14 protein-coding genes are annotated in these 17,644 nt (G+C 40.6%); 2 read left to right on the top strand and 12 right to left on the bottom strand.

The genetic code is table 11. The features are described from left to right. Nucleotides 1–8: 8 nt before the first annotated feature. The 5 genes from CXF65_RS12225 to CXF65_RS12205 all read right to left on the bottom strand — a co-directional run bounded on the left by CXF65_RS12225 (nucleotide 9) and on the right by CXF65_RS12205 (nucleotide 4,357). Nucleotides 9–218, bottom strand: a complete 210-nt coding sequence (locus tag CXF65_RS12225; RefSeq protein ID WP_010201661.1) for a cold-shock protein — start codon at nucleotides 216–218, stop codon at nucleotides 9–11. 245 nt (nucleotides 219–463) lie between these two features. After that, complete coding sequence (locus CXF65_RS12220) at nucleotides 464–886, bottom strand: YbaN family protein (RefSeq protein WP_101212228.1); 423 nt, start codon at nucleotides 884–886, stop codon at nucleotides 464–466. Nucleotides 887–1,235: 349 nt separating this feature from the next. Next, nucleotides 1,236–1,721: a hypothetical protein gene (locus CXF65_RS12215; protein WP_101212227.1), complete on the bottom strand. Its 486-nt coding sequence runs from the start codon at nucleotides 1,719–1,721 to the stop codon at nucleotides 1,236–1,238. Between the two features lie 311 nt (nucleotides 1,722–2,032). Next, nucleotides 2,033–2,419: a hypothetical protein gene (locus CXF65_RS12210; protein WP_101212226.1), complete on the bottom strand. Its 387-nt coding sequence runs from the start codon at nucleotides 2,417–2,419 to the stop codon at nucleotides 2,033–2,035. Nucleotides 2,420–2,545: 126 nt separating this feature from the next. Continuing rightward, nucleotides 2,546–4,357: a hypothetical protein gene (locus tag CXF65_RS12205; RefSeq protein WP_101212225.1), complete on the bottom strand. Its 1,812-nt coding sequence runs from the start codon at nucleotides 4,355–4,357 to the stop codon at nucleotides 2,546–2,548. Between the two features lie 215 nt (nucleotides 4,358–4,572). Between CXF65_RS12205 and CXF65_RS12200 the strand changes: the two genes are divergently transcribed. Further along, nucleotides 4,573–5,703, top strand: a complete 1,131-nt coding sequence (locus tag CXF65_RS12200) for a sterol desaturase family protein (protein ID WP_101212224.1) — start codon at nucleotides 4,573–4,575, stop codon at nucleotides 5,701–5,703. Nucleotides 5,704–5,719: 16 nt separating this feature from the next. Here the strand turns inward: CXF65_RS12200 and CXF65_RS12195 are convergent, their stop codons facing one another. The 4 genes from CXF65_RS12195 to CXF65_RS12180 all read right to left on the bottom strand — a co-directional run bounded on the left by CXF65_RS12195 (nucleotide 5,720) and on the right by CXF65_RS12180 (nucleotide 13,545). Continuing rightward, entirely contained in the window at nucleotides 5,720–7,015 is a 1,296-nt protein-coding gene (locus tag CXF65_RS12195; protein WP_101212223.1) for a VWA domain-containing protein, read from the bottom strand. 151 nt (nucleotides 7,016–7,166) lie between these two features. Beyond that, the gene (locus CXF65_RS12190) at nucleotides 7,167–8,546 is read right to left on the bottom strand and encodes a UvrD-helicase domain-containing protein (RefSeq protein WP_101212222.1); all 1,380 of its coding nucleotides are present in this window, start codon (nucleotides 8,544–8,546) and stop codon (nucleotides 7,167–7,169) included. Then, a complete protein-coding gene (locus CXF65_RS12185) occupies nucleotides 8,539–10,305 on the bottom strand; it encodes an ATP-dependent nuclease (RefSeq protein ID WP_101212221.1) in 1,767 nt (588 codons plus the stop codon). The genes CXF65_RS12190 and CXF65_RS12185 overlap by 8 nt, the downstream gene beginning before the upstream one ends. 282 nt (nucleotides 10,306–10,587) lie before the next feature. Beyond that, nucleotides 10,588–13,545 (bottom strand): valine--tRNA ligase, encoded by a 2,958-nt coding sequence (locus tag CXF65_RS12180; RefSeq protein ID WP_101212220.1) that lies wholly within the window; start codon nucleotides 13,543–13,545, stop codon nucleotides 10,588–10,590. A gap of 374 nt (nucleotides 13,546–13,919) precedes the next feature. On the opposite strand from CXF65_RS12180, the gene CXF65_RS12175 reads away from it, so the two are divergent. Further along, a complete protein-coding gene (locus CXF65_RS12175) occupies nucleotides 13,920–15,077 on the top strand; it encodes a formate/nitrite transporter family protein (RefSeq protein ID WP_101212219.1) in 1,158 nt (385 codons plus the stop codon). A 146-nt stretch (nucleotides 15,078–15,223) separates the two neighbouring features. Here the strand turns inward: CXF65_RS12175 and CXF65_RS12170 are convergent, their stop codons facing one another. The 3 genes from CXF65_RS12170 to CXF65_RS12160 form a co-directional block, all read right to left on the bottom strand. Continuing rightward, on the bottom strand, nucleotides 15,224–16,147 hold the full coding sequence (locus tag CXF65_RS12170; protein WP_101212218.1) for a bile acid:sodium symporter family protein: 924 nt from the start codon (nucleotides 16,145–16,147) through the stop codon (nucleotides 15,224–15,226). 445 nt (nucleotides 16,148–16,592) lie between these two features. Continuing rightward, the gene (locus CXF65_RS12165) at nucleotides 16,593–17,081 is read right to left on the bottom strand and encodes a YbjQ family protein (protein ID WP_025652290.1); all 489 of its coding nucleotides are present in this window, start codon (nucleotides 17,079–17,081) and stop codon (nucleotides 16,593–16,595) included. Nucleotides 17,082–17,130: 49 nt separating this feature from the next. Beyond that, the gene (locus tag CXF65_RS12160; protein ID WP_227502364.1) at nucleotides 17,131–17,568 is read right to left on the bottom strand and encodes a YbjQ family protein; all 438 of its coding nucleotides are present in this window, start codon (nucleotides 17,566–17,568) and stop codon (nucleotides 17,131–17,133) included. Nucleotides 17,569–17,644: the final 76 nt, after the last annotated feature.

Raw genomic sequence — 17,644 nt, 5'->3', positions numbered from 1 at the left:
AAGACAAATTAGATAGCAACGATGTTATGGGCTTGTGGGCCTTTTTGACCTTGAGTTACAGTGAACTCAACTTCTTGGCCTTCAGCCAAAGTTTTAAAACCTGAACCAGTGATTTCGCTGTAATGAGCAAAAACGTCTGCGCCAGTTTCTGGAGCGATAAAACCAAAGCCTTTAGCTTCGTTGAACCACTTAACTGTACCTTTTTGAGTATCTGACATATTGATAATCCTACTTTTTAATTTATTAATGGCCTAGTGACCGGTAACGCTTGCAAATAGCTACTGAACGATAAATATTAAAACGAAGGATTATAACTAATACTACGAGGTAATGATTTGGTGCAGAACTGCTCTTAAGCTTGGGCGTATTATAAGGGGTACATTCTAATAGCGCAAGCCTTATCTGACATTTCGTGTAACTAAAGGTCGTTTTTTTCTATTTTTAGCCTCAACTTTATAGCTTTTTAGGCGTTTGGTAAACGGAACAAATAGACCGCAACCCCACTACACACCGTGGCTACCAGCCATGCAACCCACATCATGTCGCTGGGTAAACGATAAAATAACATTGCTGTCGATAACGCCATCATAATTGTCGCCAGACACTTGGCATACAGCGGTACGGCATGGCGATCTTCCCAATCACGGACGAACTTCCCAAAATATTTATGATTGATCAGCCAAAAATGAAAGCGCCGCGAGCTACGTGCCCAGCAACCCGCCGCCAGTAGTATAAAGGGCGCGGTCGGCATTACGGGCAATAATACGCCAATAATGCCCAAAATAAAAAATATCCAGCCAAGCGTCACAAACGTCCAGCGCACCGTAGGGCTGTTGGATTGATTGGTCTTTGGTCGATAATAAAACGCTTTTTTGTTGTCGCTCATAAAAAGGTATCACTTGGTGATGGTGGCAATAGAGGTCAAGCAGCTATCAGATAACTACCCATATAGGTGGATAAGCGTGCAATATCTTATAAATCTGCACAAGGCTATTTTTACGATGCTTTTGCTATCGATAAGTATAATTGGTTAGTGTTTGGGTAAAGTCTACGCCATTTACAGGACAGCTGTTTAAAATGTCTGTGAACGAACGTTTTACTTATAAAGGGGTGCTTGCTCCCTTATATGCTGAATAATAGCCAGAATATTATGAGATACACTGTATTAATAAGAAAACCGCTCACAATCGACACTGTGAGCGGTTTTCTTATAAGGATTTTTTGACAAATAAGTTCTAAACCAATATCAATGCCAGTACTGAAAATACTAGAAAATAGCCAAAGACGCCCATAATTGCGTACATGGTCTTGAGCGGCTTGCCATCGATCTGCGTTTTAGTGAGGGTATCGCCAAGCTTCAAAATCGAGATGGTATAAAAATAGAACGCTAATAATAGTAGCACCATACTAATAGCGAATATCGCCACGGAGGACAGGACGCCAAAAAACACCACGGTGCCGGGGAATAAAACCTCACCTTTGATAATTAGTACCAATAGCACGATGGCCACGCCTGATGCAGAGGCATGAAAGAATATCATGTCGTGCAATGTGGCATCGGCTCTATAAAAGCTGCTCTCAATATTGAGCCTGTCGCTACTGAGCGCTCTGGGCAGAGCACCTCTAGTAATGATTGAGTTATGACCTCTGATATTACTGACGGTCAAAAGGAAAGTAAAAAACGTCAGGGCGACCCAAAAGACTACATATATATTTATCATAGTAATTATCCCTAAATCTATGAAAATATGATTTAAAAACAGCGGCTGTACTACTAAAGTCCGACATAAAACGTTGTGTTTGTATAGTGCAAACGTCCACATGAATTAATGCGCTTAGGTTTATATTATCAGCCTTATCGCTTTGATTTGTAACAAAATGTCTAAAGAAAAACTTGACTGTAGTAACGACAATCACTGGCAAACAGAATACGATGTTTGGTTAATCGTTTGTCTGGCACTCTTAATTATTAGTATAAAAGGCTAACTGCTAAATTTGAGCTTTATTCGATGGTATCTTACTCAATATCGGCTTATTTAAGATAGCCTTCCCAGTTGTCCGCAATCGCCTTAGGAAAACAAAACGGTCTTGGGGCGACAGTAATCGCTATCGGAACTAAAATCTGTTTACTGACACCGCCAATGCGAGCGCAGCTCTCTACATCAGGCACATCATAATAAATCACTCGCAAAGTATTCTGCGGACAGAGGTCTGCGCACTGGAAGGATTTGACGACTGCGGTACCATGATGATAGCCAATCACCCACTGCTGCGCGCCCTCGGTTGGTGCTGATTCTTTTTGCTTGGCCGCTTGAATAAGATCGGCATCTGTTAAGGTGTCTTCATTGGTAGGCTGCGAGACGCAAGCCGTTAGACTTGCTATCAAGAGGCTTAAGGTAAGCATTTTAGTGGTGTGCATGGCGTCTCTCCTTTGACTATGAGTCTTCCCTTCTGCATTTCATAGTATAACAGGCAAGCTAAAAACTTCATTTTAGCTGTTTTTGTTTTAGGTGCTTTTGTTTTATGCGCTAAGGGTGAAAAGATCTTATTTCATACCTAGCAAATCACGCTTACGCACCCACCCTGACTTTGAGCCACCTTTATAGCTTACTTTAACCCAATCCTGATTTTGTCCGTAAAAAATATCAGGTTGTTGGATGATGTCGCCTTTTATAAAATAGCTTGCTGGTTTATTGGGCATAAAATTTTCATTCAAAATTTCTGCTTTATCACTGACTACCTTATAGCGGGTAGGCGGTATGGGACAATTTTGCAATTTGTAGTCATCGTCGACTTCTTTATCTAAATCAAATCGAGCAAAATCCGTCGTGGCATTATATTGCGTTCTACTTTGACAATAATATGCCTCCCCCGTATCTACGGTGCTTTTTAAAACGCCATGGGTCACCCACCATTCAGTACCAACCTGTTCAAATAGATACTCTTTGATATAGTCTTTTTCACTATTTGCCCAGTATGTACTTACAATAAATCCCTTATTATTATGTCTAGGAGTAATGGTAGAAAAAAGGGTAGAAGGTGCATCAGCAAAGGTAATCGAAGACAAATCTAACTCATAATATTTACCTTTTGCTAAATAAACGTATAACTCATCATCTTGCTGGCTATCGCCATTAGAGTTATTTTTAGCCACTAGTAAGTCGCGCTTGCCATCATTATTGACATCGAAATGAAAACTGGCAAATAAAGGACTGGGAAAAAAATGCTTATAGTTTGCTTGGGTGATCCTAGCCTTTGGTGGGGTTGGTTTAGGACGTTCATCAACAGGGACAATCTTTCCTGTGACCGTGATTTGGAAATACTTATCAACTACTGATATTTCTTGGTAATCCTCTTCAATAGTGAACGTGCTACCTAAATGGGTAATAGCAATATTGTCGTCTTTGACAGTAATGAGATAATATTCGGGATCAACAAACATACCTTCAGGATTATCGTCAGTAATATAGTCCGCACCGCTATCCTCGAATAACCCGTATGCCAAAAATACTTCAATATCACCAATGCTGGGCAGTTTAAAAAACCCTCGGTCAGAGGAGCCACCCAGCACAGGCTTAAGCTTATTAGTCACTTGCTTGGCATGCACTTGATCATCCATTGTAAACTCGCTAGTGACTAGATTGGTATCGAGCTGCACGGCGTCATCTACATCATAACTACTAAAGGGTAGTGTAGTGACATTGGTGATGCTTCGGTCTGCTCGCACTGAACCATCATCAGTTAACTGATAATGAATGGGTTGGCGGTTAAAATCATAATAAGTGTTAATGATCTGTTGATAGTCTTTTGCTATTACAAAGTCGTTTTCAGCCAGCTCAAATATATGAACCGTATCATTAGCATTTGGAGTACGCGTTTTTTTAATAGTCACAAGATAGCTGTGTTGATCTTCAAGTTGATCAATGGTTAAACCAGAGGTATCTTCAAGCTCAAGGGACTCACTTTCATAAGCATGAAATATGACAAAGACTTGCATATCATCCTTATCAGGGAGCTGATAAAATCCTGCCCGCTTCATATAATCCCGCGATAGCAGCTCTTGAAGCTGTTTATTATTGGTCTTAACTGGAAATGCTGATAACGGCCTTTGTTGACCGTTTTGTGACGTCTTTTTAGTAAAGGGCAGCGCTGTAATTTGCTCTAAAGCAGAGTTAGCAGAGCTTTTATTTGCTTTGGGCTGGTGGCTACTCGTATTATTGGTATCTACCGAGTCCCTGTTATCATCAACAGATTCTGAAGAGCAGCCACTGACAGCTAATGCCAGTAAAATACTCAATGGTAAAGAGGCCAAAACGGTTGCACGACTGCCTATAGAGTAGGTTGTCAAATCAGTCATAAATCGCTATCCAGCAGTAGGGTTTTAAGAAGCATAAAATTATGATTAGCAGCAGGACTTTCGTTAGCATCGCTGTGGCATCGTAGTGGTTTGACTATAGCTAGCTTACATTATGCGAATAAACAGTATTTATCTAATAATGTCGAGTAAATAATATACTCATTTGCGCTAAACAATGCTAGATTAAACTCAAATCGCATCAGCAAATTAAAACTATGAGCAAATTACTCCGACAACACTTTGAAGACCGTGAAATTAAAAAAGGCTCAGGGCAAGTGTCCGCCTTTATTGCGCTGTCTTTAGGCATACTTGCCACCCTTGCTGCTTTGTGTTTTTTATTCCCCAATTTGCTCACCACCCCAGATTTTAGACCCTTATATAATGCCAATATTTTACGAGGCCTATTGTTTGCCAGCGTTATCATTGGTTTTGTGTCGGGCGTTATTAGCCTACTACGCAATCCGTCTAAGCGCTGGGGAATGGCGGGTATGTTACTCAATGCCTTTGCAGCGCTGCTCGCATCAGGACAGATCGAGCCCAATTACTATGACCGTAGTATGTATGCAGGCTTGGACTATTTTATTTTAACGCTGTTAATTTCCGCATTGGTGTTTATTCCTATGGAGCGGTTTTATGCTAAATATAAAGCACAAAAACTGTTGCGATCTGGCTGGGTAACGGACATTAAATACTTCATGTTTAGCCATTTAGGTATTCAGTTATTGAGTTTTTTTACCATCATTCCAGCGCAGATTTTATTTAACCAATGGCTTAATCCCACATGGCATCAGATGGTCAGTGGTCAGCCTTTAGTGCTGCAGTTTATAGAAATTTTGATTATCGTGGATTTTTTTAGTTATTGGATTCATCGCAGTATGCACAAAGTCCCGTCTCTGTGGCGCATACATGCCGTACATCATTCTTCGCATCACATGGATTGGTTGGCGGCAAGTCGGGTGCATGTGTTTGAGCTGATTGTGAATCGTTTTGTCGGTTATATTCCCTTATTGTTTATGGGCTTCTCTCCAGCGGCAACTTATGCTTATTTGGTATTTATCTCTTTTCACGCCATTTTTATTCATGCCAACGTACGTTTCCGCTTTCCGTATTTTCGCTGGGTATTGGCAACGCCAGAATTTCATCATTGGCATCATTCCTCAGAAAAAGAAGCGTGGGACAAAAACTTTGCCGCCTTTTTACCCATTTATGATGTGATATTTAAAACCGCTCATCTGCCAGACCATTTACCCAAAAAATACGGTACGACAGCCAATACAAAAATACCAGAGGGCTTTGTGGCGCAGTTGGTATATCCGCTGCAAAATAAACAACGCAAAAATAATTGATGCTGCCGATATTTATTTACTTCACTATCAATCCTATCTCGCGTGCTTCTTTGAGCCAGCTTGGGAACTCTTCTAGCATGTTTTCATACAAGGCTTCTTCGCTAATGTCATCCAAGTCATCTAATTCAAAAAAGTTGCAGTTATCAATCACGCGCCCTGTCATGTCGTCTAGTTTTTTTAATATGCCATAACCACGACCACCCAAGCCCACAAACTGCCAAAATACCGGTAGTTTCGCGGCTTCAGTCATGACTTTAGTAATACCGCGATTATCACTCACTCCGCCATCACTGATAAATAGTACGTACACAGGTACATCCAACCCATCTTTTTGGTAAAAATCCGTCACTGCTTTCATGACTTCTGCTTCGTTATTCACACGCGAGCCAAGTGCCCATTTGCGCCAGCCGCCATGAGCGTTGTCAATAAAACCGTCATAGTTGCTCAGCCCAATCTCACCTAAATACTGCGGGTCTCGGGCAAACGCCCAGCAGTCTAGCGCTTGGTCGTCATCGAAGCTGACGGCTAATGGCAATAAGCGGTTGACTACCTCTTGTACGCGACCTTTTTTGTACTGTCTATTCATTGAGCCTGAAGCATCTAACACCAATGCCACTTTTGCGGTTAATTGCTGTAATTGGCGTTTCTCAAGCGATATCGTGGCTTTTTTGGCAAGATTAACGAGCTTGGGTGCTTTATCTAACATGACCTTTTCTAACGACGGCTTTGTTTGAACTGGTGTTGCGGTTACCTCTGCTGCTGTCGAGCTACTCTCTTCTACATCACCACCGAAATGCTGCACGATGGCGGCAAGTCCACCATTAAAGCCTTGCGCGACGTTAGATACTCGCCAAACACCACTCTTACGATATAGCTGCATCAACATACTGGCTTGCTGCTGAGCAAAGTCTGCTGCATGATACTCTGCCTGTACCTTTTGCGACTGCTGCCAAATGCCAATCTCTAACGATTGAATTTGATTGAGCGGCGTGTCGGCTGATAATACAAAAAACAAGCTGTCTATATTCGCAGCCAGTTTGGATAAATTGACTTCAAACTCAGCTTGAATGCCTTTACTCGCCGTTGGCTGCGACTCGTAATGAGTGAGCTTGATTTGCCCGCAAGGTGAGGTTGGCTGATTATAAAACACCATGTAATCATCATTGATCAGTTTGCCCGCTGCGTCTAAGGCAAAGCAGCTAATGTCCATCTCTATTGGACTTTGGCGAGTAAACTTAAGCGTGATTGACGCGGTATCGTCAATAGCAAGATTGCTTACAGGCGCGCGTTGTCCGACAGTGAGATGGTTCATGGTGTTCCTTACGTTAGCATATTATTTCTTTAGAGATAATATAGCGTAATTATTGACAATAAAACATTGCTCACAGCTAGATGAAGCAACAGCTGTAGTCTTCAGTTAACTCTTGTTCTTCGATACGAGTTCATTATGATATATATTTCATCTACATAAAAATCAAAACCTTCTCTGCCCTAGTACAAGCTACATAAAAAAGCTTTCTAACATCGTCATACTGTAAATCCTTAAAATCTGGTGAATTTAAAATAACATTTTCAAACTCTAATCCTTTAGCAGAATGAATAGTCATTGCAATAAATTTATTTGAAGAAAGATTATAAAATCTTTTTGTTGAATCAAGTAACATCTGATTAATGATTACATTGTAATCTTCTGATTTAAATATATTCCAGTGAGTATTTAATGCTTCGAAGCTGACTACCGAAGGGTCGTCTTTAAAATTTCTAATTAATAATGAAGCATTTGCCATCCTCATATTTGGTAGGAATTTATCAATGAACGTTAGTTCGAGATAACTATCTCCGTAGTAAGTCTCGAATAAAGAATCTAAGATTGCTATTGAACTTTGTAATGACTGTCTCTGTATTATGGCAGGATACTGGATGACCGGAATATCATTAATCTCAAGCCATTCAGCATTTCTTCCGATACTTCGAAACAAGAAACATATTTTCTCTCCTTCGTACTCTTCTTTTTCGAAAGCCAGCTTAATATCTCTAATACTCATACTAGTTCTAAAAACTCCATAATTTTTATTATTTTCTTGAACATAATCATGGTTCATTGGAACCTGATAACTATCGGCACATTTATTTATCAATTCATGGCATCTGAAATTATTTGTTAAAATATATATACTATTTTTGAAGCTTTCATGGTTTTTTAATTCGTTAAATGTATCAGCATTAGCTCCTCTAAACTGATATATAGTTTGTTCAGGGTCACCAATCATGACAACTTGAATACCTACTGATAGTAATATGTCAACGATTTCATATTGGAGCATATTATTATCTTGGGCTTCATCTATGTATACAGCTACAAATTTCGTCTTTAGATATTTTAATATGTATGGTTTTATTTTTATCAGTAATATTGCACATTCGAATAAATAATCATTATAAGAATTAGATGCAACAGGTATTATATTTTCTTCTTTGACAACTTGAAGCCACTCTTGGAAACTGTTAACTTTCTTAGAAAAGTCAAAACTTACTTCTTTACCTTTAAATATTTTGGAGAATGCAAGTACATGCTGTAGCAAAAATGAATGGAAAGTCATAGTAATAATAGATTTAGCTCTTAATATTTTTATTTTATTACTAATATCCTTTGAGCTTTTATTAGTAAAGCTGATAATAGCTATACTTTCCCAACTTTCTAAGCTTTCCGTTTGCTTAATAGCTCTATGAATGATTGTAGTGGTTTTACCCGAACCTGCTTTTGCAATAACAAGAGAAGATTGCCACGCTTCAGGTTCTATAATTGCCTTTTGCTCATCTGTAGGGTGAAATTTATTACTCATGTGTTAATACCTTCAAACATTTGAAGTTATTATCTTCAAGTATTTTCTCAGGTATAGCATCTTTAATTGAACTTAAATAATCAGCTACATTATCTTCAAAAACTTCATCAAATACCCCACTTATAAAGCTCCACATATTATGGTACTTCTTGCCTTGTAAATCTGTTATGAATGATGACTTCATATCTCCTTCCAAACTCAGAGCTTCAGCTAAATCATGCTCTAAATCAATCATAGATAAAAATATATTTTTACTATGAAACTTGTTCATAGATACGGTATCTGCATTAATACTACATTTAATTTCTTCTTTACCTAAAGTAGATGAATCCATTTTAACCATTAAAGCCTCTGACTCATCTTTCTTTAAATTAAAAGCCTCTACACATCTATTAAAACCTATGGCACTGTGAGTTGTATTTCTATTCTTCTTGACATCATTATCAGTTTTCAGAATAACCTCGATGCCTAAATCTAACAACACTTTTAAGTACCTTTTAAAATCTACACCTACTACATTAAGCACATATATTTTACCTTTTAACGGTGTACTAATATTAATATTATCAATAATCCAGTTAAACAAAACTGTTTCAGAAGGACCTTCCACCAACAGTACTCTTTCAACAAACAAACAATGTGCTAAGCTTTCAACCAAAATATTTTTAGTTGAATTATAGCTTTCATTCACTATAGCTGTCTGAGATTTGGCAATAATGTTTCCATTTTTTTTAAATAGACGAATTAAATTCGAGTCATTACTAATTTTGTAAAAAAGCTGAGGTGAGTGTGTAACTAAGAATAAGTATTTGTTGAAATCTTCACTAAAAACAGTCTGGGACAATTCAATTTGTGAAGATAAGAATAAGTGGTTCTCAGGTTCTTCGATTAGTAGTATAGGAATTTTTCTATCTATATCTTGTGAATGATTAAGCAAGTAATTTATCATCGCATACATTACTTTTCGCTTTCTACCATCCCCTGAATTTGGAAATAAGTTAGGCTCACCATCAGATACTTCACTGTCATATATGAAAAAATCTAGATGGGAGTGAAAATCACCGAATGACTGCTTTGAAGCTAACTTTACCTTGTAAGTCTCATCAAATGCTTCAAGGTGAGTGTTTATATTATTTTCCATACTTTTCACAGTAGAGAGATTGGAAATATTATTATTAATGTCTTTGAACAAATCATTTATATCATTTCGAATCTTTTCATCACTCGTCTCAATATCATGTTGAGATAATAACTCTTTCTGAAAACTCTTAAAATTATTATTAGTTTCATTTTGAGAGGGTATATATATGCAATGAAACAAATCATCAATTAAGCTTTTGTTGACCCCTATATTTCTTACTTCAATTAAATCATCTTCTGTCCCCCAAAACAGCTCAGATATGTACTCATTTCTTGTGTCATCTTTAGAAACTACTAATTTTATTTGGAAATAATTTTCAAGATTATTAATAGCTTCTCTAGTCTTTGCAATTATTTTTTTACTGTCGTTGTCATCATCTAAATCTTCAATCTCAAATGAACAGGAAATCTCTATGTTTCTTGTAGTATTCTTATTATGAAAATCAGTATCAAAAACTTCTTTATTTCTGACTCTATAATCGAACAACATTCTTAAAGCATAAATCATATTACTTTTACCAACGTCATTCATACCGAATATTAAATTCTTGTTAGTAAGCGCTACTTTACATTCATCAAAGTTACGAAAGTTTTTTATTATCAGTTTCTTGAATTTCATTCCTCTCTTTCCTTAAATTAATTCACTTTAATATTTAACGAACTCTATTTTTCGATATTATCACAGACATCTTTCACTAAATTTTGAGAAAACTCTTATTCTAGTCATCAAAATAAATAGATTAATATGATATCAATCTATAAAACTCGATAAATAATAGCACACAAATATTCAGTGATAATGCAGGATCAAGAGCTATTCAGAGAACTAAGCAGTAGCCAATAAAAAACGCCATCACAATTGTGACAGCGCTATTTGTTAGTACAGATATCTAGGTGTGAGTTACAACGCTTTTAACTGCTCCATCTGCGCCGTCATCGCTGTCAACTGCCCTTCTAGCTCAGCCAGTTTTGCCTTCTCAGCATCGACCACTTCTGCAGGTGCTTTACTGACAAAGCCTTCATTACCTAGCTTACGCGCGATGCCTTCTGCTTGACCTTTCAACTTATCATATGACTTACCCAAACGTGCCAGCTCAGCCGTTGGATCGATCAGACCTTTCATCGGTACGAGTACCCGTAGCTGACCGACCATACTTGATGACGATAGTGGAATCTTTTGATCAGAGTCGTCACCACTATTTATAATCTCTAAGCTCTCGACTTTGGCAAGCGCTTTGAACTGGTTTTTGATACGTGATAGACGCGCTTCTTCATCACTAGAGACGTTTTGTAGGAGTACTGGCAGACGTACCGCGTTACCCAGTTTCATCTCACCACGGATGTTACGGACGCTCGCGATGAGCTCTTGTAACCATGCCATATCCGCTTCGGTCTGCTCACTGATTTGGCTGGCATCAGTCTGTGGATAGTCAGCGATCACGATGCTGTCGGTGTTTTTACGACCCAGTAGCGGCGCGATGGTCTGCCAGATTTGCTCAGTCAGATACGGCATGATTGGATGGCTAAAGCGTAGTGCTGTCTCTAGCACATGCAGCAATACATAGCGGATTTGCGCTTTACGCTCATCAGACACCGAGTCATCATTTAGGCTGGCTTTGGCAAGCTCCACGTACCAGTCACAGTATTCATTCCAGATAAACTCATAGATGTCTTGGCTGACCATATCGAGACGATACTGAGCGAAATGCTGATGAATGTCTTTGATGCTAGAGTTCAGACGACTCATGATCCATTTTTCTGGTAATTCCCATACGTCGGGATTCGCCGCTTGATCGATAGGCTTGGCATTGCCTTCGCTATCGACACAGTTCATCAGTACAAAGCGGCTGGCGTTCCAGATTTTATTACAGAAGTTACGATAGCCCTCGACACGCTTTAGATCAAAGTTGATATCGCGACCGGTACTGGCTAAGGAGGTGAAGGTAAAGCGCAGTGCATCCGTACCAAAGGCTGGGATGCCTTCTGGGAACTCTTTACGCGTTTGCTTCTCAATCTTGGCCGCGTCTTTTGGATTCATCATATTGCTGGTGCGTTTTTCGACCAGCGCTTCCAAATCAATACCATCAATCAAATCAATCGGATCTAAGACGTTACCTTTTGATTTCGACATTTTTTGACCATTGCCATCACGTACCAGACCATGCACATAGACGGTCTTAAACGGTACTTGCGGCGTGCCGTCTTCGTTTTTCACGAAGTGCATGGTCATCATGATCATGCGGGCCACCCAAAAGAAGATAATATCAAAACCTGTCACGAGCACGCTGGTCGGGTGGAAAGTGTCCATCACGCGTGGATCGGCGTTGACGTCTGCCCAATCAAGCGTACTAAACGTCCATAGACCAGAGCTGAACCACGTATCGAGCACGTCATCGTCTTGGCGCAGTTTTACATCTTCGCTTAGGTTGTATTTACTACGCACTTCCGCTTCGTCACGGGCGACATAGATTTCACCTGTCGCATCGTCATACCATGCAGGGATACGATGTCCCCACCAGAGCTGACGGCTGATGCACCAGTCTTGCAGATTGTTCATCCACGCCATATACATGTTTTTATATTGCGCAGGCACGAACTCGATGCTACCGTCTTCTACCGCATCAATCGCAGGCTGTGACAGCTTATTCATGGCGACGTACCACTGATCGGTCAAAAATGGCTCGACGATCGTACCGCCACGCTCAGCGCGCGGTGCTTTGAGCGCGTAGTCTTCGATGTCTTCTAGCCAACCTTGCTCACCTGCTTGCTCAACGAGGAATTTACGCGCCGCAAAACGCTCAAGTCCCGCGTACTCAGCAGGCGTAGGCTCAAGTGCAGGCTCACGCACTTGCAAGTCAGCGTAGACCTCCATGTCAGCTAAGATATTGGCGCGCTCGTCGAGGATATTAATCAGTGGTAAGTTATGACGACGACCAAGTTCATAGTCATTAAAGTCATGGGCTGGGGTGATTTTTACGCAACCCGTACCAAAGTCTTTTTCGACATAATCATCAGCGACGATAGGCACTACGCGCCCAGTAATCGGCAAGGTAATGGTTTTGCCAACTAAGTGTGCATAACGTTCATCGCTAGGATTAACTGCAACGGCGGTATCACCAAGTAAAGTTTCAGGGCGTGTGGTGGCGACAACCAGATAGTTTTTGCCGTCTTGTGTAGTGATATCTTTATCGGTGAAATGATAGCGGAAATGCCACAAGCTACCTTTTTCGTCGTGGTTTTCGACTTCTAAATCTGATAACGCCGTTTGGAATTTAGGATCCCAATTGACCAGACGCTTACCGCGATAAATCAAACCATCATCAAATAAACGTACGAACACTTCTTTTACCGCATTGGACAAGCCATCATCCATCGTAAAGCGTTCCCGCGACCAATCCACCGAGCTACCAAGCCGACGAATTTGACGGGTGATATTGTCACCCGACTCTTCTTTCCATTCCCATACTTTATCCACGAAGTCTTCACGAGTCATGTCACGGCGCTTGATACCTTGCGCCTCCAAACGACGTTCAACGACCATCTGGGTAGCAATACCCGCATGATCGGTACCCGGTTGCCACAAGGTATTGTCACCATCCATACGGTGATAACGCGTCAATGCGTCCATAATGGCGTTATTGAAACCGTGTCCCATATGTAGCGAGCCGGTGACGTTTGGCGGTGGCAAAGCAATAGAAAACGATTCGTCTTTATCAAAGCTTGGCTTAAAATAACCGCTTTCTTCCCAGCCTTGATACATGCCTGCTTCGACATCGCTTGGATTGTAGGCGTTTTCTAATTGGCTTAAGGCGGCTTGAATCGATTGGGTTAAATTATTTTTGCTATCAGGGTTACTCATAAGGCTCTCAGACTAAAATGTAAATGGATTAAATAATAAGCAAAGGTATGGTTATCGTCGAATTCATACAATTAACCAACGCAAGCTAGGTTCAGACCTAGCGCTAACGTTGGATAATAATAAGTCATCCGAGCAAACAAAAAAGTTAGTAGGATGATTTTATCTTATATGGGCAAATTTTGTTAGCATCGAATGCTTTTTCGCTGCTTGCAGTCGTTATTGGCTTACTGTAACTTATTAAAATAAGCTGTCTTTAGTAATACAGCAGCACGGCATAGCGCCATTACAGCATGGCAATGGCTATAAGTCGATGTCGGTTTGACTCGCACTTTTATATCTTTTACTCACCGCTTCTCTTATATAAGTTTACTAGCATGCCTAATAACAAAGATCATTCTCATGAAAATAATGAATCCAGCGTCACCACTCACCGTCACGCAGCAAAGAGCAGTGACGATAATAATGCCAATACCGATGACAAGAACAATGCAGTAGCAGTGAGCAATGAAACCCATCAGTACGTCGCTCAGGATGAAGACCAAAATGATTCCAAAAATGAAAGCCAAGATGACTCTGAAGATGAAAACCAAGATGAAAGTGCGTCAGAGGGCAAAACCCTAAAAGACGAAGACTTTTCAGAAGGCATGAGCGATGAAGACAAACAATCTATCAAAGAAGTGGCCAGCGATGACAACTTAAGCGAACCTAAAAGCTATGCCAGCATCTTGGTCGAGCAAGTAATGGATGCCAAAGAAACCTTTGAACGCTCGCTTGGCTCGTTATTTACCAGTGCCTTTACCGCTGGGCTGGAGATTGGCATTAGCTTTTTTATGATTTTATCGGCTTTTGCGCTGTTGAGTGGCGTGCTACCCAGTCATTATGCCATTGTCCTCGCTTCCCTACTTTACCCGATTGGCTTTATCATTGTCGTCATTGGGCAATCGCTATTGTTTACCGAGCAAACGTCTCTGTTGAGTCTTCCTGTACTAAATGGCATCGAACCTTTAAATAAATTGCTGCGTTTATGGGGCATTGTCATCGCTGGCAACGTCGTGGGTGGTTGTTTATTTGCAGCGTTAATGATCGGGTTGGGTTTACATATGCAGCTGTTTAGCGTGGGCGACATTGACGCTTATTCCGAGCATGTTTTAGAGTTTGAATGGTGGGTCATATTTGGTAGTGCCGTACTAGCAGGTTGGATGATGGGGGTTGCGGCTTGGCTAGTGACGTCGGCACGCGATACCATTAGCCGTATCGTGCTGGTCTCGTTAATCACGGGTAGTATTGGTTTTTTAGGTTTACATCATAGTATCGTGGGTAATATTGAGGTGTTTTCTGCCCTACTGTATGGCAATACGGTCAGCTTTTGGCGTTACTTAATATTTTTAGTGATAGTGACATTGGGAAATACGGTCGGCGGTGTGGTGTTTGTCGCGGTACTCAAAAACCGTACCTTCTTATTTGAAATCGAAAGAGTTAAGCAACAAAATGCAGACCATCAAATAGCGAGAACGAATAGACGACGGCGCTAGGGTAATCAAATGCCTATCGACTCGTAAAGCCTCTGACTCATACAAGCAAATGCCAACGCAAACTCATTATTTAAGAGTGTGCGCTGGCAATATTTTATCAGTAATTATATTTTATAAGCAATAAGTGCTCAACACTGATGATACCTTTAGAGCATACGGGCGGCCAAAACCCCTTGTTCTACTTCTTTTTTCTTCAACTTATTGAACTTCGAGCTAAATACTCTCACCAATATGCCAGCGGTCAAGAACATAACTAAGGTATAAATAGCTGGGGTCATCGACATATCGTAGTTAGACAAGAGCGTGAGCGCCATAAATATAGATAAGGTACTATTTTGCAAGCCGACTTCCATAGTGATAGACGTTCGTTGTGCTAGGTTCAAGCCCAACCATTTACTACTGTAGTAACCAAGCGCCATGGTTGATAGGTTTAGTAGCAACGATACGGGGCCAGTAGCGATAAGCGCCTCAACGATGATATCTCTTTGTACATAACTCAAAAACACCACTAAAAATGTCAAAAACGTCACGCCAAAACGAGAGACCAATACTTGTGAGCTATCGGCAACCCTTGGCGCAAAGCGTTTGATCAGCATACCAATACTAATAGGCAAAATGGTGATGACGAATAAAGAAATCATTGTCTTTATAATTGGCAGTTGAAACTCGCTTCCAGCACCCATAAAGTGAATCAATGAAAAGCTTAGAACAATAGGAATACTAAATACCGTGATGATACTAGCAATCGCAGTCATAGTGACGGATAACGCTACATCGCCTTTGCCGAGGAAGGTAAATAAGTTGGAAGTGGTGCCACCCGGACAGAGCACGAGTAACATGACCCCTACCGCATATTCAGGTCGCAGCGGCATGATATTTGCCAGTGCAAAACCTATAATAGGCAACAAAATAAGCTGATTGAGCAAGCCAATACTGACCGCTTTTGGGTATTTTAAAACACGTTTAAAATCGTTAGTAATGAGGGTCATACCCATACCCATCATGATCAAAAATAGGCAAAGGGGAATCACGACTGAGTTTACTAAAGTGACTATTTCAAGATTTTCCATAACTACATCCATGTAGAAGACCTAATACTAGGTCAGTTTATAATGATTAAATGATGCCAGATTAGCGCTCCTTGCTAATACGGGTTCATCGTTACCGACCCTTATGAATAACGGACATCACCCATTTTTTTATACCATTTCTGATATAGATTTTTATAAAATACTTTATAGATACTGTGATTAATCATTGATAATTATTAAGAATCAATAAAGGGAGTATATAGGGCGAAAGTTAGGTTTATCTGCTTTATTCAACGACTCATCAGTCAAATGCAGAATAGGGTCTATTGAACAACAATAAAAGCGGGTTTAATAAGATTAAATGAGAGTGTGTACCGTCAGCTTCTAAAGGATTTGGCTTTTAAATGAATTGGCGGTCGATAATTTGGCGTGAAGTAGTTATAGCTAAATAATGATGGCTAAATATTGATAGTGCTATGAGCGCTTATTTTGGGGACGTTTTGGTAGCAATCTCAGTGCTAAGAACTGCCGTACCATAGGCAATGGCTTCAACCATGCTGCCCAATTGATTGATATTAGTGACTTCCAGACGCAAACCATAGATATGATTGTAGCCTTTGGCTTGTGCCTGCGAGCGCATACGGACGATAGCCTCACGTCGTGCACGGTCTAACAGCGTCTCATAAGTGGTTAGATTTTTGCCAAACAAACTCAGCACCCGAGCGATAATCATCTTAAAGTAATCTTGCGCAATCACCACGCTGCCAAGCACCAGCTCACTGTCACTATTGGCTACCAGCTTGGGGCGATAAAAGCGCTCGCTTGAGACCACAATATGACCCACGGCTTGCTCTGAAACCATCAGCTGCGCCAAATGCTGACGCTCATGACGCGAGCCAAAGAACCACCCTACCACGAATAATATGATAAGCGGCGCGTAGTTAATGAGGAACTGAGTCATAGAGTTATTCATGGCACGTCTCTTATCATAAAAAAGCTTTAGTGTTTTAAAACTTAATTAACTAACCAAAAGGATTGAAACGTGGCAAATCATCCGCTGGGGCTGGCGGTTGTGAATTCTGAATAGATGGGTCGTGACTAGAGGGAGAATGTGGTGGTTGCGCTGAGGCAGGCTGCTGTTGTACCGGCACTGCTTTGACCGCAGTACCATAGACAAATAGCTCAGAAGCGCCTTGGGCAATGCTAGAGGTCGAAAATCGCAGACCAACGACGGCATCAGCACCGAGTGCTTCGGCTTTTACAATCATGCGATCTATCGCCTCTTGGCGCGACTCTTCTAGTAGCTCAGTATAGGCAGTCAGCTCGCCACCAACGATGTTTTTTAGACTGGCGAACAAGTCCTTACCGACATGCTTTGAGCGCACGGTACTGCCGTAAACCACGTCCAAGCGCTCAGTGATCTGATAGTTGGGCAAGTGCTCAAGATTGGAGAGTTGCACAGTCATAGTACGACCTTATCGGTGACTTATAAAAATAATTTAGCGAGTAACATTCAGCGTTCATCGACGTTGATTA

Source organism: Psychrobacter sp. Sarcosine-3u-12 (genome assembly GCF_002836005.1).
Lineage (GTDB): Bacteria > Pseudomonadota > Gammaproteobacteria > Pseudomonadales > Moraxellaceae > Psychrobacter > Psychrobacter okhotskensis.
The sequence above is the reverse complement of the archived record's forward strand: the minus strand, read 5'-3'. Positions and strand labels throughout refer to the sequence as shown.